Here is a 26,449-nt window from a genome sequence, read left to right as displayed (position 1 = left end):
AGAAAATATACCCCATATAGGTATAAGGAGTGAGCAATATGAACGATCAAGCGAAGGAAACAAGCCTTCAAATTTCAGGTATGACATGTGTAGCCTGTGCCGTAAGGATTGAAAAGGGATTAAATAAACTGGATGGTGTAGAAAAGGCTACAGTAAACTTGGCATTAGAAAAATCCCAGGTAAAATATGATCCAGTTAAAATAAAGGAAGAAGATATTCAACAAAAAATTAACGACCTTGGTTATGGCGTGATCGTGGAAAAGAACGAATTTTTAATTTCCGGCATGACGTGTGCAGCGTGTGCAACAAGGATTGAAAAAGGATTAAATAAACTCGACGGTGTGACGAATGCGAATGTCAATCTTGCTCTTGAGAGGGCGACGGTCGAATACAATCCTTCTGCTCTTTCGAAAACAGACGTCATAAAAAAAGTGGAGTCACTTGGGTATGGCGCTGTTTTGAAAGAAGAAGACAGCAGCAAAGCGAGTATCGATCATCGGCAAAAAGAAATTGAAACACAGACAGGGAAATTTATCTTTTCAGCCATTCTTTCTTTGCCTCTCTTATGGGCGATGTTTGGGCACTTTGAATTTACTTCTTCGTTCTATGTACCGGCCATGTTTATGAATCCGTGGGTACAATTAGCGCTCGTGACTCCTGTACAATTTATTATTGGGAAGCAGTTTTACATAGGAGCCTATAAAGCATTAAAAAATAAAAGTGCAAATATGGATGTGCTCGTTGCGTTAGGAACATCAGCCGCTTACTTTTACAGTTTGTATTTATCCTTTGAATCGATCGGACATTCTGGTCATATGGTCGAACTGTATTATGAAACGAGCTCGATTCTCATCACATTGATTATTTTAGGGAAATTGTTTGAAGTAAAAGCAAAAGGCCGTTCTTCGGAAGCGATCAAAAAATTAATAGGTTTACAGGCGAAAACAGCTCTCGTCGAACGAGATGAACAAGAGATGGAAATTCCACTTGAAGATGTGCTTGCAGGAGATATTCTTCATGTGAAGCCGGGTGAAAAAATTCCAGTAGACGGTATTATTATGGAAGGGCAATCCGCTGTTGATGAATCGATGCTGACAGGAGAAAGCATTCCAGCAGATAAAAAGCCGGGTGATGAAGTCATTGGTGCAACGATGAATAAAAACGGATTTTTGAAAGTGAGAGCGACGAAAGTAGGCAGGGATACGGCTTTGTCGCAAATTATTAGAGTCGTGGAAGAAGCACAAGGATCAAAAGCGCCGATTCAGCGGTTAGCAGATCAGATTTCCAGTGTTTTTGTTCCGATTGTCGTTGGAATAGCCGTTGTCACATTTTTAATCTGGTTCATTTGGGTGACGCCAGGAAACTTCGCTGAAGCGCTTGAAAAACTGATAGCTGTTTTAGTTATTGCCTGCCCTTGTGCGCTAGGACTTGCGACGCCAACATCCATTATGGCGGGATCAGGACGCGCTGCGGAGTACGGTATTTTGTTTAAAGGTGGAGAGCATTTAGAAACAACACACCGTATTGACACTGTCATTCTTGATAAAACAGGGACAATCACGAATGGGACGCCTGTATTAACGGACGTTTTAGTACATGAATCCATTGATCAAGCAGAATTTCTTGCACTAGTTGGAGCCGCAGAAAAACAGTCAGAGCATCCACTGGCTCAGGCGATTGTACAAGGGGTTAAAGACAAAGGGATTTCATTAAAAGAAACAGGCCAATTTGAAGCGATCCCTGGTTTTGGCATTAAGGTCATGGTCGAAGAAAAAGAATTACTGGTAGGGACACGTAAACTCATGAAGCAGTACAATGTAGATATGATGGGTGCCCACGTGAAAATGGTGGAGATGGAGAAGGAAGGAAAAACGGCTATGCTGGTGGCGATCAATGGCCGGTATGCAGGAATTGTCGCCGTAGCAGACACGATTAAGGAAACATCTAAAGCGGCTATCGGACGCCTAAAAGAGATGGGTCTCGAAGTCATTATGATGACAGGCGATAACAAACAGACAGCGCAGTCGATTGCCGGGCAGGTAGATATTGACCGTGTGATCGCGGAAGTTCTTCCAGAAGGAAAAGCAGATGAAGTGAAGAAGCTGCAAGCACAAGGGAAAAAAGTGGCCATGGTTGGCGATGGAATTAATGATGCACCGGCACTAGCAACGGCCGATATCGGGATGGCAATTGGAACAGGAACGGATGTCGCATTAGAAGCAGCGGATATTACGTTAATAAGAGGAGATCTGAATAGTATTGCTGATGCGATCTTTATGAGCAAGATGACAATCCAGAATGTAAAACAAAACTTGTTCTGGGCGTTCGGCTACAATACAATCGGTATTCCGATCGCAGCTTTAGGCTTTCTGGCACCGTGGCTCGCAGGCGCTGCCATGGCATTCAGCTCGGTATCTGTTGTCCTTAATGCGCTTCGACTGCAAAAAGTAAAATTATAAGGACGGGATTACATGAAAAATTGGGCATTTGCGGCAGTTGCTTATTTAATGGTTGTCATCGCTGTTTATAAAAGTATCGTTTAGGTGAAAATCCACATATTTTGTGGACTAGCCTGTAGACAAAGTCTTCAAAGTGAAGGCTTTGTCTGCAGGTTTTTTTGTTTTATTTACGCCGAAATCAATAAGTACTAGTAGATTAGCGAAAACGAATATGTTTTAAAACGTTTGGACTATATTCCAAGCGTTTTTTTGCATTCTTAAAGGAATCAATCCCACCAATAAAAATGTGGAAATACATATTTGTCCTTTGGTGATTGTACGAAGTAAGAAATGAAACAAAGTTTTTATATAATGATTTACTTATATAAATAAATCATTATATACTAATATCGAAAGGGGGGATAATACATGAGTGTTGATCCAAAGCTTGATATGCAAGAAGTGTCACAAATACTGAAATTACTTGGAGACAAGACACGTCTTACGATGATGAAATTGCTTCAATCGCATGACTGCTGTGTATGTGAATTTGTCGCCATTTTTAAAATGAGTCAGCCCGGAATTAGTCAGCATTTACGCAAACTAAAAGATGCTAGTTTGGTAAAAGAAACACGCAGAGGACAATGGATATTCTATTCGATGAACCGGGATCATGACTATGCCCTTTTAATTGATGATTTATTAAACTATCTTCCGGATCAGAATGAACGATTCGTTGAACTGGAAGCACAGGGATTACGTATTTTCTGTGACTAGAGAGGAGTAAGACATTTGTTTTCTGTTATTGCAGCAACATCCATTTTTCTTGTGACGCTTATCTTTGTTATTTGGCAGCCAAGAAATTTATCCATTGGCTGGTCGGCCTGTGTAGGTGCTGCGGTTGCCTTATTGGCAGGGGTTGTAGACTTTGGTGACGTCATCGATGTGACATCGATTGTTTGGAATGCCACATTGGCGTTTGTTGCCATCATCATTATTTCTCTTATCTTGGATGAGATTGGTTTCTTTGAATGGTCGGCTCTACATATGGCTCGCATGGCCAAAGGAAATGGCGTCAAAATGTTTGTATATGTGTCCATACTGGGCGCTTTAGTCGCAGCCTTCTTTGCGAATGATGGAGCTGCACTGATTTTAACGCCGATTGTTCTCGCGATGGTCCGTAACTTGAAATTTGAAGAAAAGATGGTTTTTCCTTTTATTATCGCAAGTGGATTTATCGCAGATACAACAGCACTGCCGTTAATCGTCAGTAACCTAGTAAATATCGTTTCGGCCGACTATTTTGACATTGGATTTGCGGAATATGCGTCCCGGATGATTGTACCGAATTTATTTTCATTAGTGGCCAGTATCACAGTCCTATATCTTTACTTCCGCAAAAGCATTCCGAAACAGTATGACATGTCCATGTTAAAAGCACCGGATGACGCGATTAAAGACCATAAAATGTTTCGTTTGTCCTGGTTTGTACTTGGTATTCTACTGATTGGCTATTTCGTCAGTGAATTCCTGAACGTTCCTGTTTCCATTATCGCCAGCATAGTCGCGCTGTTCTTTTTGGCTATGGCCCGAAAAAGTCCGGCTGTTCACACGAAAAACGTCATCAAAGGGGCGCCATGGGCGATTGTCTTCTTCTCCATCGGCATGTATGTCGTGGTATATGGTCTGCGTAACGCGGGCTTAACATCGGTTCTTGCTGATGTCATTCAGGCAACGGCGGAACAAGGATTATTCGCTGCAACAATCGGCATGGGCTTTATCGCCGCTATCTTATCGTCGATTATGAATAATATGCCAACCGTGATGATCAACGCACTGGCGATTTCGGATACGGCTATCTCCCCGATGATCAGGGAAGCCTTAATTTACGCGAACGTCATTGGATCGGATTTAGGTCCAAAGATTACGCCGATCGGATCGCTTGCTACTTTATTGTGGCTTCACGTCCTTCGTTTAAAAGGGGTCAAGATTTCATGGGGCACATACTTTAAAACAGGTATCATCTTAACCATTCCAACCTTGTTCATTACGTTAGTCGGGTTGTATCTATGGTTATTGCTTATTCATTAATCCATCAAATTGAACGTAAAAGGGGACTGCTGCTATGTCTAAAAAAACAATTTATTTCTTATGCACGGGGAATTCTTGCCGCAGCCAGATAGCTGAGGGTTGGGCAAAAAAATACTTAGGTGAAGAATGGCAAGTACTTAGTGCAGGTATCGAAGCACATGGGTTAAACCCGAATGCGGTAAAAGCGATGAAAGAAGTAGGTATTGATATTTCAAACCAGACATCGGATATCATTGATCCGGAAATCTTAAACAATGCAACGTTGGCTGTGACACTTTGTGGCGATGCAGCTGATAAATGCCCAATTACACCTCCTTCAGTACGCCGTGAACACTGGGGATTTGACGATCCAGCCAAAGCGGAAGGGACAGAAGAAGAAAAATGGACGGTCTTCCAACGTGTCCGTGATGAAGTCGGTAAACGCATCGAACGATTCGCTAAAACGGGCGAATAATACGCCTTTATTTCTTTTTCTCAAAAATGTTAATCTTTCTTACGTAAAGTGTGAGGTATCTGTACCTGCTTCAGTCCCCTTTCATTTTAAGTGAAAGGGGACTGCTAGTACTTATTAATGGTATTTCGTTTTCAGTAAACGCAGTGAGTTGAGTACAACAATCAATGTGGCACCCATATCAGCGAAGATCGCCATCCATAGGGTCAACCATCCCGGAATGATCAAAAGTAAAGCTAGCAGTTTTAATCCGAACGCAAACGTGACATTCTGTTTAATCACATTGAGTGTTTTGCGGCTCAGGGCGATCGTGTATGGCAGTTTCTCGAGGTCATCAGCCATTAAGGCAATATCGGCTGTTTCTAACGCTGTATCTGTTCCAGCGCCTCCCATTGCGATTCCGACTGTGGCACTTGCAAGAGCAGGCGCATCGTTGATCCCATCGCCCACCATTGCTACTTTTCCATGCTGTTCCCTGAGTGATTTAATGGCTTCGAGTTTATCCTGAGGCATTAAGTCGGCTTTTACTTCACTTAACCCTAATTGCTTTCCTATCGCCTTTCCAGTCGCTTGATTATCACCAGTCAGCATGATAGTTTTTTCAATCCCTAGTTTTTGCAATTTTTGAATAATAGACAAGCTGCTTTCCCGTACCTGATCTGCTACGGCTAAATAACCTTTAATTTCTTCCTCTGTCCCAACCAGCATCACCGTTTTTCCTTGCTGTTGAAGGCCGATAATCTGATTTTGAATTTTTTTAGGAATGGATCTCATTTCATCAAACAATGTTGGGCTGCCAATAAAATAGGTCGTTTCGTTCAAAATGGCTTTTGCGCCTTTGCCCGTAATCGATTGGAAGTCATCAGCTGTATACTCATCTACATTCTCTTGTTCTGCTTTCCGAAGAATAGCAGAAGCCAAAGGATGCTGTGAAAATTTCTCAATGGCTGAAGCAATAGCCAAAATGTCTTTTTCACTCAGATCAGATAAAGAAACGACATTGGTCACATCTGGTTTTCCTTCTGTTAACGTGCCTGTTTTATCAAATGCAATGACGTTCAAACGGCCTGTTTCTTCTAAATGAATGCCACCTTTGATTAAAACGCCATTTTTCGCTGCATTTCCGATTGCTGTTACAATCGCCACCGGTGTAGAAATAACGAGTGCACATGGACAACCTACGACAAGCACGGCCAAGCCGCGATAGATCCATTCTGACCATTCGGCCCCCATAAAAAGAGGTGGGATAATGGCTACCAAGAGCGCAATCATCATAATAGCGGGCGTATAATACTTAGCGAATTTATCAACAAATTGCTGTGAAGGGGCGCGCTCAGCTTGTGCTTCTTCCACTAAATGAATGATTTTCGCAATCGTCGTGTCTTCTGTACGTTTCGTCACACGGGCTTCTAAAAAACCTTCTTCATTTAAAGATCCGGCGAATACTTCATCACCAGTTTGCTTATGAACAGGAATCGATTCGCCTGTAATAGCGGCTTGGTTAATGGAAGACTGACCATTTAGCACTTCTCCGTCCATTGCTACTTTTTGACCGGGTTTAATGACCATAACATCGCCGACTTGAATGTCTTCTACATCGACTTCAAACTCATTCTTCCCCCGTTTAATAATAGCAGTATCAGGTGCGATATCCATTAAAGACCGGATAGATTGGCGTGCTTTCTCCATTGAATAGCTTTCAAGTGCTTCGCTTACGGCGAAGAGAAAGACAACAACAGCACCTTCGCCCCATTCTCCAATAATCGCTGCGCCAATAATGGCTACAGTCATGAGCGTTTTCATATCAAATTGAAGTTTGGTCAGGTTTTTCAACCCGACTTTAAATAAAGCAAATCCACCAATTAAAATCGACAAGGCAAAAATCATTATAGTAGCCGGGCTGTCTTCCCCGATCGTGGAACTAGAAGCATAACCAAAGACCAAAAAGGCGAGCGAGACCATCGATTTTTTATTTTCACGTTTTTGCCAAAATGGAATTTTTTCTTCTTTTCGTTTTTCGTTTGCCAGATAGACTTTAATGCCATCAAACGCACCGGCTGCTTCTAACTGCTCGACGGACGCCTCACCAACGATGGCAATTTTAGAGGCGCCAAAATTTAGCTGGACATCTTTAACGGTCTGAATATCCAGTATATTCTTTTCGAACTTCGCGGCACAACTTGTGCAGGATAATCCTTGCAGGCGATACTCATTTTTTGTTTCGCTCATTGTTATCAGTCCTCCCGTGAATGTTCAAGTGCAATGCGGACTAACTGGTGAACGTGTTCATCTTTTACGGAGTAATACACCAGTTTGCCCTCTTTTCGATATTTTGCTAGTCCCATATTTCGAAGCAGTCGTAAATGATGGGATGCCGTAGCTGTTGTGGAACCGATGATATGAGCCACGTCACAGACACACAATTCTTTTTCGAGCGTTAAGGCATAAACAATTTTCAATCGCGTTGCATCGGACATTGCTTTAAAAAGAAGTTCAACACCGTTCACATCGTTAATTTTCGGCTGCACACGTTCTACAATATCTTCGTTAAAACAAGACGTTTCGCACGTATCATCAGTCTGTTTGAGCTTTGTTTTTTCTGACATACGCATCCTCCTCATTCAAATATTCGTTTGATTGTATGTTTTTAGTGTATGATGAGTTTGCAAAATTGTCAATTGTACATTCAAATGATTATTTAATTATGAAGTAACGCTTGGTACAATTAAAGCGAAATAACAAGGTGGTGAATGGTTGTGAAGAAATCCACTTTGATAGTAGTCAAGTGGACGAAAAGACACTTGTTGGATCGATGGAAGAACCGTTAGAAAGCGGCGATTACACAGTAAACGGGCGTATTATTGGAGAAGATGGGCATCTCATTGAAGGGAACTATTCGTTTAACGTTCACCAAGAAAATGAAGACAATGAGAACTTGGACGCGAGGGTTGAACAGACTGAAGAAAGCAATTATCAGCTGTGTTTTTTGAATAAGAATTCCCATACAGCTGTGAATAGTAAAAAACCAATTGCTATACCTACAATCAGCCCGTTTAATTTGATCGGCAGCGCTAAAGAATATCCTAGGATCGAAAAGAACAGAAAAACGCCGGATAAAAGAGCGCTGAAGAGGAAAAAAACAAGCAAGGAAAGACGCCTTCTGTCTGAAAGCAGTAAGGAAGCCATAATCGCCAAACCTTCCGGGATTTGATGAATCATCATGGCTGCAATAAATGAAGTGGATAAAATTTGATTATCCAATGTTGAACCGATGGCTAAGCCCGCCGGAATATTGTGAACGGCAATGGCTGTAATTAAAAATAACGCCGGCCGATATGTCGGAGACGATTTACCTTCCATTAAGTCATGGAGGCCCATACAAATCAGCACGCCCAGCGAAGCACCAAAGGCAACACTTATAAAACCGTATTCCTTCAAAGCATGTGGAATTAGTTCTAAAACAAGTAATGCTGTTAAAACAAGACCGCAAAGAAGGTATAAATGTGGCGCTTTGATCTTAGGGATTTTGTAAAGAACACATGCGACAAGCGCTCCGACATTCGTTCCAAGAAAAAGATAAAAGCTGAGCAAGTACGATACTGTGTGCATAGTTACACTCCTATTCTCGAGAGATAGTTCATTTATATTCATGAGGGCAAATAAATAGTAAACAAGGAAAGCTTATTTACCTCTATCCAAGACAGTGACAGGAGGTGTTTATATGTATCAAACCGTCATCATAGGGGCCGGGCAAGCAGGGCTGGCCATAGGGTATTATCTGAAGGAAATGAATCAGTCGTTCCTTATTTTAGATAAAAATCAGGAAATCGGGGATGAGTGGAGAAATCGGTATGATTCTTTGGTGCTGTTTACGCCAAGAATGTACAGTTCTTTACCCGGGCTGCCACTGACTGGTGATCAGCAGGGGTTTCCAACGAAGGACGAAATTGCGAACTATTTGGCTGATTATTCAAATCGCTTTGACCTTCCTGTTCAATCAAAAACGGAAGTACTCTCAGTTCGAAAAGAAATGGGCCGTTTTTATATCAAAACGGAAGACCGTGAATATGAAGCGGAGAACATCATAGTGGCATCCGGACCTTTTCAGAAACCGAACATCCCTTTATTCGCAAAGAGTTTGTCACCAGATGTTTTACAGATCCATTCTTCCCAGTATAAAAATCCACAGCAGCTGCGTTCTGGAAACGTGCTGGTTGTAGGCGGGGGCAACAGCGGGGCTCAAATTGCCGTGGAATTGTCCAACGAACGGAAAACGTACTTATCGATCAGTCAAAAAATCAAGTTTTTCCCGTTGGAAATAGGAAATAAAAGTATCTTTTGGTGGTTTGATAAGGCGGGAATATTGAAGGCTCCTCGTCATTCGTGGATTGCTAAAAAGATACAGGCAAGCGGAGATCCTATTTTCGGTTCGGAATTAAAAGATGCATTGACAAGTAAGTCAGTGGTTCAAAAGAGCAGGACCGTAGATGGAGAAGACACAAAGATCCGGTTTCAGGATCAGTCTATGCTTGAAGTCCAAAACGTTATCTGGTCCACCGGTTTTGTTTTGGATTACAGCTGGCTGGAAGTGAAAGGGACGCTAAATTATGAGGGGCGACCCCTTCATAAAAGAGGGATTGCACAAATAGAAGGTTTATATTTTTTAGGACTGCCGTGGCAGTACCGGCGTGGTTCCGCACTTCTTCAAGGGGTGGGAGAAGATGCTAAATATATTGCCGAATACATACAAAAAAGTGGAGGTACTTTATGAAAAACAGTAAAAAAATTGTGATTTCGACGCTTATTCTTTTTGCCGCGATCGTTGGACTTGTGTTGTTTTTAAATAGAGAAGATGAAACGGCACAGGAAACAGATCAAACAACGAACAGCAAAGGGCATCCTCCCATTGAGGGACAGCCTACTTTAGGAGGTGCGGATGCACCTGTCTCCATTGTAGAGTTTGGCGATTATAAATGCCCATCGTGCAAACAGTGGGGCGAAACGATATATCCTAAATTGATAGAAGACTATGTGGACACCGGAAAAGCAAAATTATCTTATATCAATGTGCTATTTCATGGAAAAGAGTCCATTCTCGCAGCACTGGCTTCTGAGTCCGTCTACAAACAAGACCCTGAATCATTCTGGGCATTCCATAAAGCAGTATTTGACGCGCAGCCGGCCACACAGGAACACGACACCCCGTGGGTGACAGTAGATAAATTAAAAGAAATAGCAGCAAAAACAGCACCAAATGTTGATCTTGCTCAGTTGGAAACCGATTTGAATGCAGATGGTACATCCGTAGCTGAAGATGTCAGCAAGGATGACGGTTTAGTGAAAGAGTTTAATGTGCAGTTCACACCATCCATTATGGTGAATGGCGTCATGCTGGAAGATCCGTTTGATTATGAAACCATTGTATCTTTAATCGAAAAAGGGCAGGAAGGGGATAAGTGATGAGCGGTCAAACAAAAGCATCATTTGTCCAGAACTATGCCCTGTATGCTGCCTGGGTCGTGGCAGTTATCGCTACGTTAGGAAGCCTTTATTTTAGCGAAATCAAAGAGTTCGTCCCATGTGAACTATGCTGGATTCAGCGAATTTTTATGTATCCATTAGCGATTATTCTAGGGATCGCAGCTTTTAATAACGAAATGAACATGAAGAAATATGTATTGCCCTTTTCCATCATTGGCGGATCAATTTCTTTCTACCATTACCTTGTACAAAAGGTGCCAGGTTTTGCGGAGATTAAGCCATGTGTTCAGGGTGTTCCATGCAATATTCAATATATTAATTGGTTTGGCTTTGTCACCATTCCTTTTCTTGCCTTAATGGCGTTTACGCTGATCAGCATTTTCATGGTGCTTTTGTATATGAATACACGGAAAAACAAAGGCTAAGAATATCGATCGTGAAACTCACTATCGGCTACTTCATTTTTAAAAACGTGAAATTAAAAGAGAAAGAGTGAAAGGCAATGGGACATTCGCATGATCGCAATCATCATGGAAGCAGTAATAAATCTGCTTTAAAAAAGGGCAATAAAATACTTAAGAAACTATATAATTCGTTATAAACATAGATGATGGAAAGTAGGGACTATTATCATTTATACGATTGGTTTATTTTTACTTGCAGGGTTGGCAGAAATTGGTGGGGGGTATCTGATTTGGCTATGGCTAAGAGAAGGGAAGCCATTCTCTTGGGGAATCGCTGGAGGAGTGGCTTTAGCTTTGTACGGGGTGATTGCGACCTTTCAAACGTTCCCTACATTCGGCCGCGTGTATGCAGCTTACGGGGGAGTGTTTATTGTTCTTTCAGTTTTATGGGGATGGGGAGTAGATAAAAAAACGCCTGATTTGTATGATTGGATCGGTGCTGTCATTTGTTTGGTCGGTGTTTCTGTCATGTTGTGGGGACCAAGGCATTAAGTATAGTACTTAAATAAAAGAAAAGCATAGCAGAGTTTCAGCCAAGCTTTTCTTTTATTTTTGTTTTACTTGGACAGTAAGCAGCATCATAAAGGAGATCATCACGATAGAAATCACCCATAGCCAAGCCATTTTCATATTACCAGAATCAATCGCTACATAAATCGCTGTAGGAATGGTTTGGGTTTCTCCTGGAATATTACCAGCAAACATTAAGGTAGCACCAAATTCGCCTAAGGCTCGCGCAAAGCTTAATATGCTGCCTGAAATAAGAGTCTTGGATGCTAAAGGAATGGAAATAAAACAGAAAATTTTCCATTCATTCGCTCCATCTATCCTGGCTGCTTCTTCGATCTCAACATTTACTCCTTGAAATCCTGATTTGGCGGACTGGTACATAAGTGGGAACGCTACAACTGCTGCAGCAATGACAGCAGCCCACCAAGTGAAAATGATGGGTTGCTTAAAAAGCCATTCAATCGCCTGTCCAGCCGTGCTATTCTTCCCAAAGATGACAATGAGAAAGAATCCAACAACTGTAGGAGGAAGAACCATTGGAAGCATGAGAATGGTTTCCAAAATGGCTTTTCCCTTAAAAGTTGTTCTAGCCAAAAAACGACCTACCAATGTTCCTATTATAATGACAACAATGCCTGACACAATCGCTATTTTTAAAGACAACCATATCGGACTCAAAAATTCTTGCATTAAAGCTTCATTCAGTAGTAAATCCATAGTCCCTAAATACCTTCATCGCTTCATCGCTTTGTAGATAGCTGTAAAAATCTTTTGTCTCTTCGTAATGTTTGGAATCCTTAATAATGCCTGCTGGATAAATAATAGGTGTATGGGTCCCAGGATCTGCTGTTGCGATTATATTTACTTTGTCAGAGATTAATGCATCTGTTTTGTAAACAATTCCTGCGCCAACATTTCCCGTTTCTACATAGGATAATACTTGACGTACATCCTTAGCATAAACTACTTTTGACTCAACATTTTTCCATACATCCATTTTTTCAAGAGACTCCTTTGCATAGTTCCCCGCTGGAACTGATTCAGGAGTTCCAATTGAAATTTTATCTACCTCTTCTTTTGCAAGGTCATGAAAACTTTCAATGATGGACTGTTCTTCCTTTGGGACAACGAGTACTAGTTCATTCCCAACAAGATCCACTCCGTCTTCTTTTGCAATATCCCCACTGTCTACCAATTGGTCAAACTTATCTTCCGCAGCCGAGAAAAAGAGATCAACAGGTGCTCCCTGAAAAATTTGCTGCTGTAAGGCACCAGAAGCTCCATAGTTAAATTTTAATTCCACTTCAGGATGTTCTTTTTTATACGCACTCTGAATAGCTGTCATGGCATCTTTTAAACTAGCTGCTGTTGAAACAGTTAATTCTACTGTTTCCATATTTTCAGATGCTGGTTTCTTCTTATCTGAAGATTGATCTGTGCCTTGGTTATTAGAGCATGCCACTAAAAACATAAGTAAAGATAGGAGAGTAATGACGAATTTCAACCTTTTTTGCATGTTTCTCACCTCTTCAATTAAGATATAATTAGTTATAATTAATTATATCTTATTATAAACTATTATAATTGTCTATGGAATTTGTTCCTATTTTGGATAAATACGGTTTTTTGTTTTGTTATCAAAGAAGTGAGCTTTATTCATATCTAATGCTAATGTGAGGACTTGTCCTCGTTTAACATTAGAGTGAGAATGGACACGAGTAATGAATGGTTGATTGTCAATTTGTGAGTACAACATTGTTTCTGCACCCATTAATTCAGTTACCTCTATTATTGCATCAATACTAGAACTTTTAGACATTTCAACGAATTTAGATTCATCATGAAAATGCTCTGGACGGATACCCATAATAATTTCTTTGTTGACATATCCTAGCTCACGTAAATCGCTCATTTTTCTTTCTGGGATCGCGATTGAAACATTTCCAATATTAATTTTGCTCTCTAAAAGAGTACCAGTAAAGAAGTTCATTGCAGGAGAGCCGATAAAGCCTCCAATGAAAACATTTTCAGGTTTTTCATACACATCTTTAGGAACACCAATTTGCTGAATAACCCCGTTTTTCATAACAACAAGGCGAGTTGCCATTGTCATCGCTTCTGTTTGGTCGTGAGTCACGTAAATGGTCGTTGTTTGTAAACGTTGATGAAGTTTCGTAATCTCAGCCCGCATTTGTACACGAAGCTTTGCATCTAAGTTTGATAATGGCTCATCCATTAAAAATACTTTTGCATCGCGAACAATGGCACGGCCTAGTGCCACACGTTGACGTTGACCACCAGAAAGAGCCTTTGGCTTACGATCTAAATATTGCTCAAGACCTAAAATATGTGCAGCTTCTTTTACACGACGATCAATCTCATCCTTAGGGAATTTACGTATCTTTAATCCAAATGCCATGTTATGATACACGTTCATATGGGGATAAAGGGCATAGTTTTGGAAGACCATCGCAATATCACGCTCTTGTGGAGAAATATCATTCATGCGTTTTCCATCCATTAGAAAGTCGCCATGTGAGATATCTTCTAAACCGGCTACCATACGCAATATGGTAGATTTGCCACAGCCTGAAGGACCAAGAAAAACAATAAATTCCTTATCCCCAATATCAAGATTGCAATCTTTTACCGCTGGTTCATTCTTGTTGTAGACTTTATAAATGTGTTGTAATTTTAATTCAGCCATAACCGTCATCTCCTTAAAAAAGAAAGTATTTTATATTTAGTTATATCTTATTATAATAAAATATAACTATAGAGTAGATCTCTTTTTGGAATTTATTGATAAAAAATAATTGAGTTATAATGAATGGGGAGGGATCGTATGAACCAAAATTCGTCTTACACTATTGAAGAGGTTTCTCAATTACTAAAGATATCTAAATTGACAGTCTATGACTTAATCAAAAAAGGAGCGCTTCCTGCTTATCGAGTTGGAAGGCAAATGAGGGTCGATCAACAAGACATTGAACAATATAAAACGAAAAATAAAACAGGCATAGGGCATGAAGATCCCCATAATATAGAGGTGAATAAGGGGTCTAAAAAAAAGAATAAAAACCAAGTATTGATTAGTGGTCAGGACATCGTTTTAGATATGTTAAGTAAATATATTGAAACACATACCTCCCTTACCCCTTTAAGATTATATAACGGCAGTTTAAACAGTCTGATTTCGATGTATAACGGAGAATGTGATGTGGTGAGTGTCCATTTGTATGATGGCGACACGGATGAATATAATCTCCCCTATGTTAAACGTATATTGATTAGTCAGCCGTTTATACTGATTAATTTAGTCTGTAGAAATGCAGGGCTGTATGTACAACAAGGAAATCCGCAGAATATAAAAAGATGGGGTGATTTAGCTAATCCTCATATTACGCTTGTTAATCGTGAAAAAGGTTCCGGAGCAAGAGTTTTACTCGATGAACAACTAAGGATGAATGGAATCTCTACAGATTCACTAAAGGGATATGAAAGAGAATTGACGAGTCATTTTTCTGTAGCTTCAGCCGTGGCTAGTGGACAAGCTGATGCAGGTGTAGGGATCGAAAATGTCGCCAAAATGGTCAATGTGGACTTTATCCCACAGATTAAAGAACAATATGATTTAGTCATTTTAAAAACAAAAGAAAACGAGGAATTACTCAAAGTCATTAAAGAAGCTGTCTATTCCACTGAATATCGTTCTCAATTAGAACAATTAAACGGATATGATCTCAGTCTTACGGGGAAGATCATATTCGAATCTTAAGAAGGATAGCGAGCACATCAGGAAAAGAGTAGATTATTTGAAGAAACGAAAGAAAAAGGGGACTCATAAAGATTCAGAAAAGCTTTCAAAACGCTGGCGGTGTAAAGAAAGCTCTTCAAGTTATGGATCCGTTTATTAAAAAAAGTGAGCAAGATGCAGGCTGAATCGTTACAAAGAATTTGGTTTGAAAATTCTTTACAAGAATTAAACACAGGAGTATGATAATCACCAGTTTCGCATTTCTAAATCGCTGAAACCATCAGGTACGGGGGAACCATTTTTTGTGGATTGTTTCATAATCCGAGGGGTGAATCCTTTTTAGGTAGGGCTACTCAAGGGCCCGAATCCGACAGCTAACCTCGTAAGCGTTATATTGAGAAGGAAGGTGGAGCTTGTGAGACAAGAAACGTAATGTCTACAAGTCTATTAACGATGACTTGTAGACATTTATTTTGTTTTTTATGTGATTGTTTTCTTTTCGCTGAGATGTTTATTTCATTAATAGGACAATGTACTTATTAATAATAATTGGAGGAAAACACGAGTGCTGTCTTCTATTAAGAGATTTTTAATTGGGCGACCGTTAAAGTCAACTGCATTGGGTGAGCAGAAATTGAACAAAACGAAAGCGTTAGCCATTCTTTCTTCCGACGCTTTATCATCCGTTGCCTATGGTCCTGAACAAATACTGATCGTCTTAATTACCGTTAGTGCGGCAGCGTTTTGGTACTCAATCCCGATTGCCCTTGGCGTATTAATTCTGTTAACGGCTCTCATTTTGTCTTACCGGCAAATTATTTTTGCGTATCCTCACGGTGGAGGAGCGTATGTCGTATCAAAAGCAAACCTCGGTGTAAACCCTGGGTTAATCGCTGGCGGTTCCTTGCTGGTGGATTACATTTTAACGGTGGCAGTAAGTGTGTCTGCAGGTACAGATGCCATTACGTCTGCTTTTCCAAGTTTACATGCTCATAATGTCGTCATTGCCAGTATATTTGTGATATTTATTACACTCTTGAACTTAAGAGGGGTAACGGAATCGGCTTCCATTTTAGCTTATCCCGTTTATTTATTTGTGGTAGTGCTATTCATATTAATCGGTGCAGGGTTATATAACATTGTAACGGATGAGGTGCCGCCTGATTTACACACGCCAATCGGCACACCGATAGCAGGAATCAGCTTATTTATCCTCCTGCGAGCCTTTGCTTCGGGAAGTTCTGCGTTAACAGGCGTTGAAGCCATTTCCAATGCCATTCCAAACTTTAAAGACCCTGCCCCTAATAATGCGGCTAAAACGTTAGCGACGATGGGTGTCTTACTTGCTTTGTTATTTTCAGGCATTGTGTATTTAGCTTATTATTATGGAATTACACCTAGGGCAGAAGTAACTGTTGTCTCACAAATTGCCGAAGAAACATTTGGTCGGAATTTTATGTATTTCTTCGTTCAAGGAACAACTGCATTGATCTTAATACTTGCGGCTAACACAGGCTATTCTGCTTTCCCATTGCTGGCCGTTAATCTGGCTACTGATAAGTTTATACCAAGAATGTTTACCGTTAGAGGAGACCGGTTGGGCTATTCCAATGGGATTATCATCCTTGGGCTTTCTTCCATCTTGTTAATTATTGCGTTTGAAGGACATACGGAACATCTGATTCCTCTTTATGCCGTTGGTGTGTTTATTCCATTTACCCTGTCTCAGACGGGAATGATGATGAAATGGATACGCGAAAAACCGAAAGGCTGGATCTCGAAACTCATTATTAATTCAACCGGTGCCCTGATTAGCTTTACGGTCACAATCGTGTTCTTTTTAACTAAATTTGCACAGGTTTGGCCCGTCTTAGTGTTTTTACCGATCATCATTTATGTCTTTCATCGAATTAAAAAACATTATGAAGCAGTCGGCGATCAACTAAGGATTACGACGAGTGCGTCTTCTGTGCCGATCGAAGGGAATGTCATGATTGTTCCAGTGGCGGGTATCACGCATGTCGTAGAAAACTCATTAAACTATGCTAAATCTCTTTCAACCGAACAGATTATTGCGGTTTACGTTGCTTTTGAACGAGAAGATGAAAAAAAGTTTGAAGTACAATGGAAGGAATGGCAGCCTGATGTGAGGCTGGTTACACTTCATTCTCATTATAGAAGTATTATTCATCCACTAAGCAAATTTGTTGATACAATTGAACATAAAGCGAGTGCATCAAACTATCAGGTTACGGTCGTCATTCCACAATTTATTCCTAAAAAAGGCTGGCACAATATACTTCATAATCAGTCAAGTTTACTTATACGCTCCTTTTTGCTTTATCGAAGAAACGTCGTTGTTACGACTGTGCCTTATCATTTGAAAAAATAATATTGCCAAATCAACATGGATGAAGCAGGCTGACCAAAAGCTGCTTCATTTTTTAAATTCAATAGGTCTTATGTCTATTCCTTACGGGAAAGCCATTGTGGATCCAAGCCTAGGAGATTAGAGAGGATCCTAACGAAAAAAGCAGACCTATTGGTCTGCTTTTTTATGCTGATTTTTGTACATCCTCTAAATATTGCTTTGCCTTTATAGGACTATATTGGCCTTCCCATTTAGACAAAACAATCGCTGCTAAAGAGTTTCCGACAACATTGACAACTGTACGAGCCATATCGAGAATACGGTCAATTCCAGCTATGAAAGCGAGCCCTTCAGCTGGTATACCGACACTTCCTAGCGTAGCGAGTAATACGACAAATGATACGCCAGGAACCCCGGCAATCCCTTTAGATGTAACCATTAATACGAACAATAATGATATTTGATCAGCGATAGATAAATCAATTCCGTACATTTGTGCGATAAAAAGAGCTGCTATAGCCTGATAGAGAGTAGACCCATCCAAGTTAAAGGAATACCCTGTCGGAATAACAAAGGAAACAATGGCTTTAGGACAGCCGAATTTCTCCATTTTCTCCATTAACTTTGGCAGAACTGTTTCTGAACTTGCTGTCGAATAGGCGAGGATTAACTCATCTTTCAATATTCTAAACAAGTGGAAAATATTTACCCCTACAAACTTTGCTACTAATCCTAGTACGATTACGATGAAGAAGAACATGGCACCGTACACTAAAATAACGAGCTTACTAAGAGGAATGAGTGAAGCTAGTCCAAATTTGGATACTGTCACACCGATGAGAGCAAATACACCAAACGGAGCAAATTTCATAATTTGATTGGTAACAAAAAACATCGCGTCCGCTGTACCCTGGAAAAATTGGAGAACCGGTTTTCCTTTTTCTCCGATAGCAGCCACACCAAGACCAAAGATGACTGAAAAGAAAATAATGGCTAACATATCACCTTTAGCAAGCGATTCAAATAGATTTGCAGGGACAATGTTGACAAACGTATCAGCAAAACTGTGATTTTGTACTTCTTCTGCTGTACTGACATAACTATCGATATTTCCCTTATCTAAGGAATTCATATCAAGGCCGGCACCTGGCTGAAAAATATTTGCGGCAAATAAGCCAACAATGATTGCAAACGTTGTAATAATCTCAAAATATAGGAGCGTTTTTCCGCCTAGTTTTCCTAACTTCTTAATATCACCTACACCTGCTACTCCGATGATGAGGCTTGCGACGACGATAGGAATGACAATCATTTTAATCAATCGAATAAATATATCACCAATGGGCTGTAAATAGGTTTGCACAGCAGGATTTTCGTAAAAGATCGCTCCTACCGCAATACCTATTATTAAACCAATCAATATTTGCCAAGCTAAACTAACCTTTTTCAAACAATCAGTCCTTTCGACGATTTAATATGGATTTAAATAATATTTGCCCTCTACAAGAAAGACGGCTACACCTGTCCATTGAAATATTAAGCGCTTTCAAAAGGTATTATTGATATTGTATAAATGTAAAGGAGCACCTACAGAATCATACAAATACCTACAAAAAAGCTGTAATTTTTGAAAAAAATGAACGTTGTTGTTTTAATAGTAGAGGGATTATATACTGATTTTCAGACAAATTAAAGAGGTGAGAAGTGACCTTTCATCTTAGTTCATTAATAAAGAAGGATATCTACATCATTATACTCATGATCGTCACGGTGCCACTTGCGGGGGAGCTGAAGTTTTATCCGTTCAATGAAACGTTCCGTATCGGTTTCGGTGCTCCCACGATGTTTTTCTTTTTATTATTGCTGCAAAAAGTGCCTTTTGTTATACCTGGTTTTTTTACGGCTGCAGCAGTTATCTTTTTTCGTGTTACCATTGATCTGGTTACAGGGAATATGGAGAATATGGTGCTTTCTTTTCAACATCATTTTCCAGCGTTTTTCTTTTACTTTACGTACGCTTGTTTATTTCAACTAGTAGACGTAAAACGATTTCGCAATTGGTCGCTCTTAATCGGGCTTATTGGTCTTTTGACGGAACTAGTATCCAATGGGACAGAGCTGCTTATTGAATATTTCTTGTTGAAATCGACCATTTCATTTGCAGAAGTGATCGAAATGGTGAAGATCGCATTTGTCCGTTGTTTTATTGTCGTGAGTTTTTTTAATATGGTAAAACTATATGAAGCACAATCAAGGGAAAAGCACATACGGGAACAAAACGAGCACATGCTGATGCTTATTTCCAATTTGTATGAAGAAGCTGTTTATTTGAAAAAAACATTAAAAAATGCAGAAACAGTGACAAAAGAATCGTATGATTTATATCGTGCTTTAAAAGAGATTGACAATGGAATGAGCCAGAGAGCGCTACGGATGGCTGGGGAGATACATGAGATTAAAAAAGATAATCAACGAATTTTCGCAGGGCTTTCGAAATTAATTACCAATGAAAGCTATAAAGATTACATGAGTGTGGCGGAATTAATTCAATTAATCATCCACATTAACGAAAAATATTCATATTCGCTTGGGAAACACATTGTCTTTACGTATTCGATTAAAGGAAACCATTCAAATTATCACGTCTACACAGTTTTGTCGCTAATTAATAATTTAGCTGCCAATGCAGTAGAGGCTATAGCGGAGAGCGGAACCGTCCATGTCGAGTTACTCGAACATGATGAAATGGTTGAATTTAACGTTTATAACAGTGGTTCTGTTATTCCTGAAAAATACAAAAAGGTTATATTTGAACCAGGTTTTACATCAAAATATGACGAACGTGGAAATCCATCTACAGGCATTGGGCTAGCCTATGTTAAAGAAGCAGTTACAAACTTTGGCGGAGACATTGTTTTTGAAAACCAAAAAGACGGGGTCGTATTTTCGATAAAATTGCCAACCCATCAGTTGATTCAGAAAGGTTGATTTTATGCGGTTTTTTATTGTAGATGATGATGATGCCATTCGGTCCATCTTAAGTCAAATCATTGAAGACGGGGATTTAGGCGAAGTAGTTGGAGAAGCATCGGATGGTGATCAATTAACAGGTCCTTTTTTGAATATGCAAAAAGTGGACATTCTTTTTGTTGATTTATTGATGCCTGTTAGGGATGGAATTGAAACGATACGCCATCTTGACGGACAATTCAAAGGGAAAATTATCATGATCTCCCAAGTGGAATCAAAGGAATTAATTAGCGAGGCTTACGCACTCGGAGTAGAGTATTATATCATGAAGCCAATTAATCGAATTGAAATTGTCACGGTCATCCGAAAAGTGGTGGAACGAATTCAACTCGAGAAATCGATTCAAGAAATAAAAACATCTCTCAGCAGCCTATTAAATTTAGAGGATCAAACAGTACAGTCAACTGCGGTTAACGAAAAAAGTATTGCAAACATCGGTGAGTTTTTATTAGCGGAGCTTGGTATTGTTGGGGAGAATGGATCGAGGGATTTAATCGACATTCTTAAATGTTTATTTACGTACGAACATGCAAAGGCCTCTGAACAAAATTTTCCATCCTTAAAAGAGATATTCAAACAAGTTGCTCAAAAAAGGCTGGGATCGTCTGCTTCAGAAAAGGATATAAACAGGGAAACGAAAGCTTCTGAACAGAGAATACGAAGAGCTATTACACATTCGCTTATTCATTTTGCTTCTCTTGGTTTGACAGACTACGCCAATCCAAAATTTGAGAACTACGCATCGAAATTCTTTGATTTTATGGTCGTTCGTCAAAAAATGAGGGAAATTCAGGAAGATTCATCGACTTTTTTTACGCCCACGAAAGTAAATACGAAGAAGTTTATCCAAGTCTTCTTTTTTGAAGCTAAACGGTTATACAAAGACATATGAGGATAAACATTAATGTACTGTTCTCTTCTCAAGCCTGAGAATATCAGTCAACCTATTCGAATCAGGAGTTAATACAGATAATTGTAATTCTGGAGTAGAAAGATTATGATATTGTATTCAAATAACTAAAAGTATTAAAAAAATAAGAATTTTTTTATTTAGGTATAGCAAATCTATTTTGTAAAGGGAAAAAGGGAATATGACTTCTAAAAAATCAAAACAATCAAAGCACTTAGCTAGTTTTTCACTGGCTGTTATGGGGACTGGTTTTGCAGCAACGATTCCATTTCACGGATCATCGTGGATTGATGTCGTGCACGGAGGATTTGAAGCGGGTCTAGTCGGTGGACTAGCCGATTGGTTTGCCGTCACGGCTTTATTCCGCCATCCATTGGGAATACCTATTCCACATACAGCTCTTTTGCCTAAAAACCGTAACAAAATGATCAAAGCGCTTGTTTCTACGCTTGAAAATGACTGGCTTTCAAAAGAAAGTATTCAAGATAAACTACAAAAAATTCAATTTACTGAAAAAATATTTCCAATTTTAGAAAAAGAGCTTCATTCCGAATCCGCAAGAAAAGGATTAGTCTCACTTGCAGATCAACTAATTCGTTCTGTTCAAGTGGAGAAGATAGCACCTTTTATCGAAAAGGAATTAAAGTTTTCTCTTTCTTCTATTGAAATAAACGGGGTCCTTCAATCTGTCGTCGATCAAGTGCTGATTCATGAATATGATGAGAAAGTATTCGATTATGTTCTTAGTGAAGCAGAACAGTGGGCAAAAAGAGAGAGTACAGGTCATCAACTTGGCAGTGTGGCCATGCAGGCACTTAACAATATCGAGTTAGACGGTTTCATGCAGTTTGCTTTAAAGTCTGTTCAAAACTTATTGAATGAAGAAAAACTCGGCAGTATATTACAAAACCTTCTACTTAATGTTGTAAGCCATTTACGCCAGAAAGAAGATCCGAATAGAAAAGCGTTTCTTTTACATGTACGTAAAAAGTTACGAAGTATAGAAGACAAGAAAGAATGGTTAGAAGAAATCGAAAATTGGAAGCAACATCTTCTTGTTAAATGGGAGCCGGCTGAGAAAATAACTGAAATCTTACAGCGAATTCAGCAAAAAGCATTAGCCTTTATTCAAAGCAGCGAGTTTATGGACACGTACGTTCTTCCATTTTTAACAAGCTTACTAAATAATCTAAAAGAAGATCCAATAAAAAACAGCATGATTGAAAATGGGGTACAAAAGCAAATTGCCAATCTCGTTGAAGATAATCATTCCAAGATCGGTAAGCTCGTGCAGGAAAATCTAGATAAGTTAGATAATGACAAGCTTGTCTTCATGATGGAAAACAATATTGGAAAAGACTTGCAGTGGATTCGGGTGAATGGAGCTGTTTGCGGTTTTATGATCGGGATCGTTTTAACAGGAATCAAAGCACTCATTTATTAAAAAGCAAAGACCTTATCAGCACTAAGTTGACAGGGTCTTTGTTTTGAATAGATAAAATAGGCTTTTGTTTTACAAAAATCTATTTAATTGAAAGGAATATCGCTATTGAAGAAGAAGTGTTAAGTTATGAAAAAGTTGATTAAATAGTTGGGGAATTTTCGGTGTTGAATCTGCAATGATAGATAAGGGGGATATAAATGATTGCCATTACAGATGAAGACAGAAAAATTGTTTACAACTACATCATACATAATTTGACGATACGACTATTGCAAAGTGAATTAAAAGAGAATGAAAAATCAACTATAAAAATGAAAAGAGTTTATTTATCAGCGAATCAATATCAAGAAAGCCAGGCCCTCAAACAGTTAAAAGAATTAAGAAAAGAGATGAGTACGCGAGGATTAAGAATAGTGGGGGAACACACGCTTGATAACGATATGACTGAATTCCGTTATTTATGTCGTGGTGTTCCATCGACTATACACTTTGAAGATAAGGAGCTTCATAAACTTATTCAAGAAAACCGCTTTGAATTGCTGCGCTGAGCAGCTTAATATTTAATGTTAAGTTCCAATTCTTTTAATTCTGCAATCAAATTGTTTCTCTCTATATTTACGTGCAAATCGTCAAAAAGAAACTCATTTAACTCATGAATATCGCATATGATGGCTGATAATTCTTTACTGATGAGTGCCAATTTTTGTCCTTCAATAAGCTTTTTCTTGTAACGATTAAATTTCGGATCCAGGACGTCTATTTGCTCGAAAATATTTTCTAAAGAGCCGTAAAGTTGAATTAGCGGCAAGGCCGATTTTTCGCCAATTCCCGGACAGCCAGGAATATTATCACTTTTATCGCCTAGAAGTGCCTTCACATCAATCCATTGCTCAGAGGTAATGTGATAATCATCTTGAAAGTGATTGAATGAATAAACAATATCTCCTTTTTTTCCACCGATAAGTTGAGAAATATTTTTGCTAAGAAGCTGATACAAATCCTTGTCATTACTATAAATATAACAATGGCCATACTCATTCGAACACCACATTTTCGCTAAGGTGCCAATGACATCATCCGCTTCATATGAAGGGACGGATACTTGTTGAATGCCTATGCTTTCCAATACATCTTTACACACTTCAAATTGTTGAATTAACGCTTCTGGCAAGTCGGAGCGGGTTGCTTTATAAAAATCATGTTTTAACCTTCTCGTTGTTTCATTTTTTTTGACATCCCATACAATAGCGAGATGGGTCACTTCATATTGAGAAATAAGATTAAATGTCTTTTGGAAAAATATTCTTAATGCATTTGTATAAACACCTTTACTGCTTTTCGTCAATTGCTCTAATTCTTTTCCGTAAGATGTAGCAAAGTATCCACGGCTTAACAAATTAAATCCATCTATTAGTAGTAATGTTTGGTTTTTCATCACGATGATCTCCTTGTTATATGTACTATTCACAGGTTAAGTTATTAATCGATTAAAATCAATTACAATGTACATAGCAAGGAAGAAGATCTATACATTTTTTTGCAGAGGATAAAACGAAACAAGCCAGACTGTATAAGTCATAATAAAGAAAAAATGCTCGATATTTTTTGCGGTTCCGTGATTAACTGGTCGATTTTTTAAAGCATTGCGTACTACCGGGTGAAATATGAAGAAGCACTCGGTAAACTTAAAAAGATGACGGTTATTGATGAGCTGACGGGTTTGTATAATCGCCGCTATTTTGAAGAAGATATGGATATAAGCAGACGGACAAATGCGGCTTTACTGCTTATTTTGTTAGACATCGACCATTTTAAACAAATTAATGATACGTACGGTCATATTTGTGGAGATATTATTTTGAGAAAAGTGGAGGATACGATCCGGCAAAATGTAGATGAGATGGATACCGTTTTACAGATCGGCGGCGAAGAGTTTGCGTTCTTATGCAGGAATACATTACGAGAAGATAGAAAGAAGAAAGAAGATTGTGGAACGAATTATTTACCGCAAAGAACAGCTGCGTGTTGATTACAAAGGACAACACGTGCCGGTCACCATTAGCGCCGGCATGAGTCAATACAAAGATGAATCGATAGACGAATTTTTCGGAAAAACAGCTCAAGCCATATTATGAAGCGAAACGAATAGGAAGAAACCGGGTCATCACCGCTTAACGATTCGCCCGGATCGCTTTTTTTGCTTCTAGATCTGCTTTATTTTGTTTGGATGGAATCCATTTGACGAAAAAAAGAGGAAACTCTTTCGATAATGTTAAAATAGTGGTTAAGAGTGGTTTGTATGATTGTTTATGTATATACTCTTTTTCAATCGCTGAAACGACTGTTTGTGAATCACTGCGGAGTGATACGGTATCTGCGCCCATTTCTTTGCATAACTCAAGTGCTTTAATGACTGCCATGAATTCCGCCTCGTGCGTATCACATTCTCCGAGCGGAATGGAAAACCGTTCTGTTTTTCCATCGTGACGAATGACAATACCGGCACCAGCAAGACCTGGATCGCCAGTGGATGCGCCGTCTGTGTATACTTCAAACATTAAGGATACCCCCAATCTTGTTTTTATTTTAGAGGAAAGAGGTTGGATTATGCAAATGAAAATTTGTTTTTTATATAGCTTTAAAGGTGTTCAAATGATGTTTGAATCCCAACCGGTTGACCGGGAGATCGTTTTGAAAACAGCTGACGATTTGCTGAAAACCGGCCGTACAAAAGAAGTAACGATTGTCGATGAGTTAGGCCAGGAGTGGACACTGAAGGAATTTAAAAAGTTGAACGAAAAACTGGATGAAGAACCAGAAAAGGTCACCGTCTTGTTTGACGGCAGCTACGATGTAGATTCAAGCCGTGCTGGCGTTGGAACAGCCATTTATTATTCAAAAGGTGGCAAGCGATACCGTCTGCGTGAAAATGTACCGTTGGATGCACTTCAATCAAATAATGAGGCGGAATATGCAGCGCTCTCTTTTGCGGTAGGAAAGCTTGAAGAACTTGGTGTGGTCAGTCAGCCGGTGACGATTTCGGGCGATTCATTGACGGTGTTGAATCAGCTGAGCGGCGAATGGCCGTGTTATGAGGAAAATCACGCGCGCTGGCTCGTGCGCATTGAAGAAAAATTAAATAAACTAAGAATTAAGCCGCTTTACAAACCAATCGATAGAAGGCACAATAAAGAAGCTGACCAGCTTGCCCGGCAGGCGCTTGAAGGTGTTGAGATACAGAGTCACGCCGAAATCGGGACGTAATCGAAAGGTGGCATGTGAACTTGAGCCGAATAGATGTATTTATTGAAGTAGAAGATCTGCTAAATACGTATTGCAAAGACTGCCTCGTTAAAGCTGCGTTGCGTAAAGAAAAAGGCAAGACTGCGGCGCATAAATTTTGCATTACGGAGTGCTCAGTAGGAGAAAAATTAAAGCAATATGGAATGAAGTTGTCGTAAGCCGGAATACACATCCCGGCTTTTTCCTTGTTCGTACTGCT

At 39.4% G+C, this 26,449-nt stretch carries 27 protein-coding genes, 1 pseudogene and 1 riboswitch; of the genes and pseudogenes, 19 read left to right on the top strand and 9 right to left on the bottom strand.

Translation table 11 applies throughout. The annotated features are described in order from the left end of the window. The first annotated feature begins 38 nt into the window (after nucleotides 1–38). From A3M5_RS0110515 to arsC, 4 genes are all read left to right on the top strand, one after another. Nucleotides 39–2,459: a heavy metal translocating P-type ATPase gene (locus A3M5_RS0110515; RefSeq protein ID WP_018393728.1), complete on the top strand. Its 2,421-nt coding sequence runs from the start codon at nucleotides 39–41 to the stop codon at nucleotides 2,457–2,459. A 408-nt stretch (nucleotides 2,460–2,867) separates the two neighbouring features. Next, nucleotides 2,868–3,215: an ArsR/SmtB family transcription factor gene (locus A3M5_RS0110510; protein WP_018393727.1), complete on the top strand. Its 348-nt coding sequence runs from the start codon at nucleotides 2,868–2,870 to the stop codon at nucleotides 3,213–3,215. Nucleotides 3,216–3,230: 15 nt separating this feature from the next. Next, the gene (locus A3M5_RS0110505; protein WP_018393726.1) at nucleotides 3,231–4,529 is read left to right on the top strand and encodes an arsenic transporter; all 1,299 of its coding nucleotides are present in this window, start codon (nucleotides 3,231–3,233) and stop codon (nucleotides 4,527–4,529) included. Between the two features lie 34 nt (nucleotides 4,530–4,563). Continuing rightward, nucleotides 4,564–4,983, top strand: a complete 420-nt coding sequence (gene arsC / locus A3M5_RS0110500; protein ID WP_018393725.1) for an arsenate reductase (thioredoxin) — start codon at nucleotides 4,564–4,566, stop codon at nucleotides 4,981–4,983. Between the two features lie 114 nt (nucleotides 4,984–5,097). Here arsC and A3M5_RS0110495 read toward each other — a convergent pair whose 3' ends face one another. Together A3M5_RS0110495 and A3M5_RS0110490 are read right to left on the bottom strand one after the other, a co-directional pair. Then, nucleotides 5,098–7,209 carry a heavy metal translocating P-type ATPase gene (locus A3M5_RS0110495; RefSeq protein ID WP_018393724.1) on the bottom strand — a complete coding sequence of 704 codons (2,112 nt, stop codon included), beginning with the start codon at nucleotides 7,207–7,209 and terminating at the stop codon, nucleotides 5,098–5,100. A gap of 5 nt (nucleotides 7,210–7,214) precedes the next feature. Beyond that, entirely contained in the window at nucleotides 7,215–7,586 is a 372-nt protein-coding gene (locus tag A3M5_RS0110490) for an ArsR/SmtB family transcription factor (protein WP_018393723.1), read from the bottom strand. 137 nt (nucleotides 7,587–7,723) lie between these two features. On the opposite strand from A3M5_RS0110490, the pseudogene A3M5_RS26655 reads away from it, so the two are divergent. After that, nucleotides 7,724–7,876, top strand: a pseudogene (locus A3M5_RS26655) (copper resistance protein CopC); the annotation flags it as partial. Between the two features lie 77 nt (nucleotides 7,877–7,953). Here the strand turns inward: A3M5_RS26655 and A3M5_RS0110485 are convergent. Next, nucleotides 7,954–8,589 carry a ZIP family metal transporter gene (locus A3M5_RS0110485; RefSeq protein ID WP_018393722.1) on the bottom strand — a complete coding sequence of 212 codons (636 nt, stop codon included), beginning with the start codon at nucleotides 8,587–8,589 and terminating at the stop codon, nucleotides 7,954–7,956. A 112-nt stretch (nucleotides 8,590–8,701) separates the two neighbouring features. On the opposite strand from A3M5_RS0110485, the gene A3M5_RS0110480 reads away from it, so the two are divergent. The 4 genes from A3M5_RS0110480 to A3M5_RS0110465 all read left to right on the top strand — a co-directional run bounded on the left by A3M5_RS0110480 (nucleotide 8,702) and on the right by A3M5_RS0110465 (nucleotide 11,417). After that, nucleotides 8,702–9,751 carry a flavin-containing monooxygenase gene (locus A3M5_RS0110480; RefSeq protein WP_018393721.1) on the top strand — a complete coding sequence of 350 codons (1,050 nt, stop codon included), beginning with the start codon at nucleotides 8,702–8,704 and terminating at the stop codon, nucleotides 9,749–9,751. Continuing rightward, nucleotides 9,748–10,440 carry a DsbA family protein gene (locus tag A3M5_RS0110475; RefSeq protein ID WP_018393720.1) on the top strand — a complete coding sequence of 231 codons (693 nt, stop codon included), beginning with the start codon at nucleotides 9,748–9,750 and terminating at the stop codon, nucleotides 10,438–10,440. Before A3M5_RS0110480 ends, A3M5_RS0110475 begins: the two co-directional genes overlap by 4 nt. After that, nucleotides 10,440–10,886, top strand: coding sequence for a disulfide oxidoreductase (locus tag A3M5_RS0110470; protein WP_018393719.1), 447 nt, complete (start codon nucleotides 10,440–10,442; stop codon nucleotides 10,884–10,886). The genes A3M5_RS0110475 and A3M5_RS0110470 overlap by 1 nt, the downstream gene beginning before the upstream one ends. 204 nt (nucleotides 10,887–11,090) lie before the next feature. Then, nucleotides 11,091–11,417, top strand: coding sequence for a YnfA family protein (locus tag A3M5_RS0110465; protein WP_026221673.1), 327 nt, complete (start codon nucleotides 11,091–11,093; stop codon nucleotides 11,415–11,417). 54 nt (nucleotides 11,418–11,471) lie between these two features. Here the strand turns inward: A3M5_RS0110465 and modB are convergent, their stop codons facing one another. The 3 genes from modB to A3M5_RS0110450 all read right to left on the bottom strand — a co-directional run bounded on the left by modB (nucleotide 11,472) and on the right by A3M5_RS0110450 (nucleotide 14,142). Next, the gene (modB, locus tag A3M5_RS0110460; RefSeq protein ID WP_018393717.1) at nucleotides 11,472–12,152 is read right to left on the bottom strand and encodes a molybdate ABC transporter permease subunit; all 681 of its coding nucleotides are present in this window, start codon (nucleotides 12,150–12,152) and stop codon (nucleotides 11,472–11,474) included. Then, a complete protein-coding gene (modA, locus tag A3M5_RS0110455) occupies nucleotides 12,133–12,951 on the bottom strand; it encodes a molybdate ABC transporter substrate-binding protein (protein WP_018393716.1) in 819 nt (272 codons plus the stop codon). Before modA ends, modB begins: the two co-directional genes overlap by 20 nt. Nucleotides 12,952–13,038: 87 nt before the next feature. Beyond that, a complete protein-coding gene (locus A3M5_RS0110450) occupies nucleotides 13,039–14,142 on the bottom strand; it encodes an ABC transporter ATP-binding protein (RefSeq protein WP_018393715.1) in 1,104 nt (367 codons plus the stop codon). A 138-nt stretch (nucleotides 14,143–14,280) separates the two neighbouring features. On the opposite strand from A3M5_RS0110450, the gene A3M5_RS0110445 reads away from it, so the two are divergent. Beyond that, complete coding sequence (locus A3M5_RS0110445; RefSeq protein WP_018393714.1) at nucleotides 14,281–15,213, top strand: helix-turn-helix transcriptional regulator; 933 nt, start codon at nucleotides 14,281–14,283, stop codon at nucleotides 15,211–15,213. Nucleotides 15,214–15,451: 238 nt separating this feature from the next. Then, nucleotides 15,452–15,596, top strand: a riboswitch (cyclic di-AMP (ydaO/yuaA leader). A gap of 161 nt (nucleotides 15,597–15,757) precedes the next feature. Further along, nucleotides 15,758–17,584 (top strand): potassium transporter KimA, encoded by a 1,827-nt coding sequence (kimA, locus tag A3M5_RS0110440; protein ID WP_018393713.1) that lies wholly within the window; start codon nucleotides 15,758–15,760, stop codon nucleotides 17,582–17,584. A gap of 163 nt (nucleotides 17,585–17,747) precedes the next feature. On the opposite strand, the gene A3M5_RS0110435 is transcribed toward kimA, so the two are convergent. After that, nucleotides 17,748–19,013 (bottom strand): cation:dicarboxylate symporter family transporter, encoded by a 1,266-nt coding sequence (locus tag A3M5_RS0110435; protein ID WP_018393712.1) that lies wholly within the window; start codon nucleotides 19,011–19,013, stop codon nucleotides 17,748–17,750. Between the two features lie 308 nt (nucleotides 19,014–19,321). Here A3M5_RS0110435 and A3M5_RS0110430 point away from each other — a divergent pair, with 308 nt between their 5' ends. The 4 genes from A3M5_RS0110430 (at nucleotide 19,322) to A3M5_RS0110415 (ending at nucleotide 23,495) form a co-directional block, all read left to right on the top strand. Then, the gene (locus tag A3M5_RS0110430; RefSeq protein WP_018393711.1) at nucleotides 19,322–20,551 is read left to right on the top strand and encodes a sensor histidine kinase; all 1,230 of its coding nucleotides are present in this window, start codon (nucleotides 19,322–19,324) and stop codon (nucleotides 20,549–20,551) included. Between the two features lie 4 nt (nucleotides 20,552–20,555). Then, on the top strand, nucleotides 20,556–21,485 hold the full coding sequence (locus A3M5_RS0110425; protein WP_018393710.1) for a response regulator: 930 nt from the start codon (nucleotides 20,556–20,558) through the stop codon (nucleotides 21,483–21,485). Between the two features lie 199 nt (nucleotides 21,486–21,684). Further along, nucleotides 21,685–22,947: a DUF445 domain-containing protein gene (locus tag A3M5_RS0110420; RefSeq protein ID WP_018393709.1), complete on the top strand. Its 1,263-nt coding sequence runs from the start codon at nucleotides 21,685–21,687 to the stop codon at nucleotides 22,945–22,947. 197 nt (nucleotides 22,948–23,144) lie between these two features. Then, nucleotides 23,145–23,495: a YhjD family protein gene (locus A3M5_RS0110415; protein WP_018393708.1), complete on the top strand. Its 351-nt coding sequence runs from the start codon at nucleotides 23,145–23,147 to the stop codon at nucleotides 23,493–23,495. A 5-nt stretch (nucleotides 23,496–23,500) separates the two neighbouring features. Here the strand turns inward: A3M5_RS0110415 and A3M5_RS0110410 are convergent, their stop codons facing one another. After that, nucleotides 23,501–24,382 (bottom strand): 5'-3' exonuclease, encoded by an 882-nt coding sequence (locus A3M5_RS0110410; protein WP_018393707.1) that lies wholly within the window; start codon nucleotides 24,380–24,382, stop codon nucleotides 23,501–23,503. A gap of 222 nt (nucleotides 24,383–24,604) precedes the next feature. Between A3M5_RS0110410 and A3M5_RS0110405 the strand changes: the two genes are divergently transcribed. Beyond that, entirely contained in the window at nucleotides 24,605–24,976 is a 372-nt protein-coding gene (locus A3M5_RS0110405) for a GGDEF domain-containing protein (RefSeq protein ID WP_018393706.1), read from the top strand. Next, entirely contained in the window at nucleotides 24,936–25,082 is a 147-nt protein-coding gene (locus A3M5_RS25395; RefSeq protein ID WP_155894701.1) for a hypothetical protein, read from the top strand. The genes A3M5_RS0110405 and A3M5_RS25395 overlap by 41 nt, the downstream gene beginning before the upstream one ends. Before the next feature lie 36 nt (nucleotides 25,083–25,118). On the opposite strand, the gene A3M5_RS0110400 is transcribed toward A3M5_RS25395, so the two are convergent. Next, on the bottom strand, nucleotides 25,119–25,505 hold the full coding sequence (locus tag A3M5_RS0110400) for a ribonuclease HI family protein (protein WP_018393705.1): 387 nt from the start codon (nucleotides 25,503–25,505) through the stop codon (nucleotides 25,119–25,121). Nucleotides 25,506–25,554: 49 nt separating this feature from the next. On the opposite strand from A3M5_RS0110400, the gene A3M5_RS0110395 reads away from it, so the two are divergent. Together A3M5_RS0110395 and A3M5_RS24050 are read left to right on the top strand one after the other, a co-directional pair. Continuing rightward, on the top strand, nucleotides 25,555–26,211 hold the full coding sequence (locus A3M5_RS0110395) for a reverse transcriptase-like protein (protein WP_018393704.1): 657 nt from the start codon (nucleotides 25,555–25,557) through the stop codon (nucleotides 26,209–26,211). Nucleotides 26,212–26,231: 20 nt separating this feature from the next. Further along, nucleotides 26,232–26,408, top strand: a complete 177-nt coding sequence (locus tag A3M5_RS24050) for a zinc-finger domain-containing protein (RefSeq protein ID WP_018393703.1) — start codon at nucleotides 26,232–26,234, stop codon at nucleotides 26,406–26,408. The last annotated feature ends 41 nt before the right edge of the window (nucleotides 26,409–26,449 follow it).

It is taken from the genome of Bacillus sp. 37MA, from assembly GCF_000372765.1.
GTDB classification, from domain to species: domain Bacteria; phylum Bacillota; class Bacilli; order Bacillales; family Domibacillaceae; genus Domibacillus; species Domibacillus aminovorans.
Note: the sequence above shows the minus strand (reverse complement) of the source record. Positions and strands in the feature narration are given on the sequence as shown.

Bases quoted from the DNA above. Each gene is read 5' to 3' on its own strand.
- A3M5_RS0110410 (WP_018393707.1), bottom strand. From the start codon at position 24,382: ATGAAAAACCAAACATTACTACTAATAGATGGATTTAATTTGTTAAGC.
- A3M5_RS0110475 (WP_018393720.1), top strand. From the start codon at position 9,748: ATGAAAAACAGTAAAAAAATTGTGATTTCGACGCTTATTCTTTTTGCC.
- A3M5_RS0110420 (WP_018393709.1), top strand. From the start codon at position 21,685: ATGACTTCTAAAAAATCAAAACAATCAAAGCACTTAGCTAGTTTTTCA.
- A3M5_RS0110515 (WP_018393728.1), top strand. From the start codon at position 39: ATGAACGATCAAGCGAAGGAAACAAGCCTTCAAATTTCAGGTATGACA.
- A3M5_RS0110510 (WP_018393727.1), top strand. From the start codon at position 2,868: ATGAGTGTTGATCCAAAGCTTGATATGCAAGAAGTGTCACAAATACTG.
- modB (WP_018393717.1), bottom strand. From the start codon at position 12,152: ATGGATTTACTACTGAATGAAGCTTTAATGCAAGAATTTTTGAGTCCG.
- arsC (WP_018393725.1), top strand. From the start codon at position 4,564: ATGTCTAAAAAAACAATTTATTTCTTATGCACGGGGAATTCTTGCCGC.
- A3M5_RS0110430 (WP_018393711.1), top strand. From the start codon at position 19,322: ATGATCGTCACGGTGCCACTTGCGGGGGAGCTGAAGTTTTATCCGTTC.
- A3M5_RS0110425 (WP_018393710.1), top strand. From the start codon at position 20,556: ATGCGGTTTTTTATTGTAGATGATGATGATGCCATTCGGTCCATCTTA.
- A3M5_RS0110450 (WP_018393715.1), bottom strand. From the start codon at position 14,142: ATGGCTGAATTAAAATTACAACACATTTATAAAGTCTACAACAAGAAT.
- A3M5_RS0110490 (WP_018393723.1), bottom strand. From the start codon at position 7,586: ATGTCAGAAAAAACAAAGCTCAAACAGACTGATGATACGTGCGAAACG.
- A3M5_RS0110495 (WP_018393724.1), bottom strand. From the start codon at position 7,209: ATGAGCGAAACAAAAAATGAGTATCGCCTGCAAGGATTATCCTGCACA.
- A3M5_RS0110445 (WP_018393714.1), top strand. From the start codon at position 14,281: ATGAACCAAAATTCGTCTTACACTATTGAAGAGGTTTCTCAATTACTA.
- A3M5_RS0110400 (WP_018393705.1), bottom strand. From the start codon at position 25,505: ATGTTTGAAGTATACACAGACGGCGCATCCACTGGCGATCCAGGTCTT.
- A3M5_RS0110480 (WP_018393721.1), top strand. From the start codon at position 8,702: ATGTATCAAACCGTCATCATAGGGGCCGGGCAAGCAGGGCTGGCCATA.
- A3M5_RS0110395 (WP_018393704.1), top strand. From the start codon at position 25,555: ATGCAAATGAAAATTTGTTTTTTATATAGCTTTAAAGGTGTTCAAATG.
- A3M5_RS0110470 (WP_018393719.1), top strand. From the start codon at position 10,440: ATGAGCGGTCAAACAAAAGCATCATTTGTCCAGAACTATGCCCTGTAT.
- A3M5_RS0110415 (WP_018393708.1), top strand. From the start codon at position 23,145: ATGATTGCCATTACAGATGAAGACAGAAAAATTGTTTACAACTACATC.
- A3M5_RS0110485 (WP_018393722.1), bottom strand. From the start codon at position 8,589: ATGCACACAGTATCGTACTTGCTCAGCTTTTATCTTTTTCTTGGAACG.
- modA (WP_018393716.1), bottom strand. From the start codon at position 12,951: ATGCAAAAAAGGTTGAAATTCGTCATTACTCTCCTATCTTTACTTATG.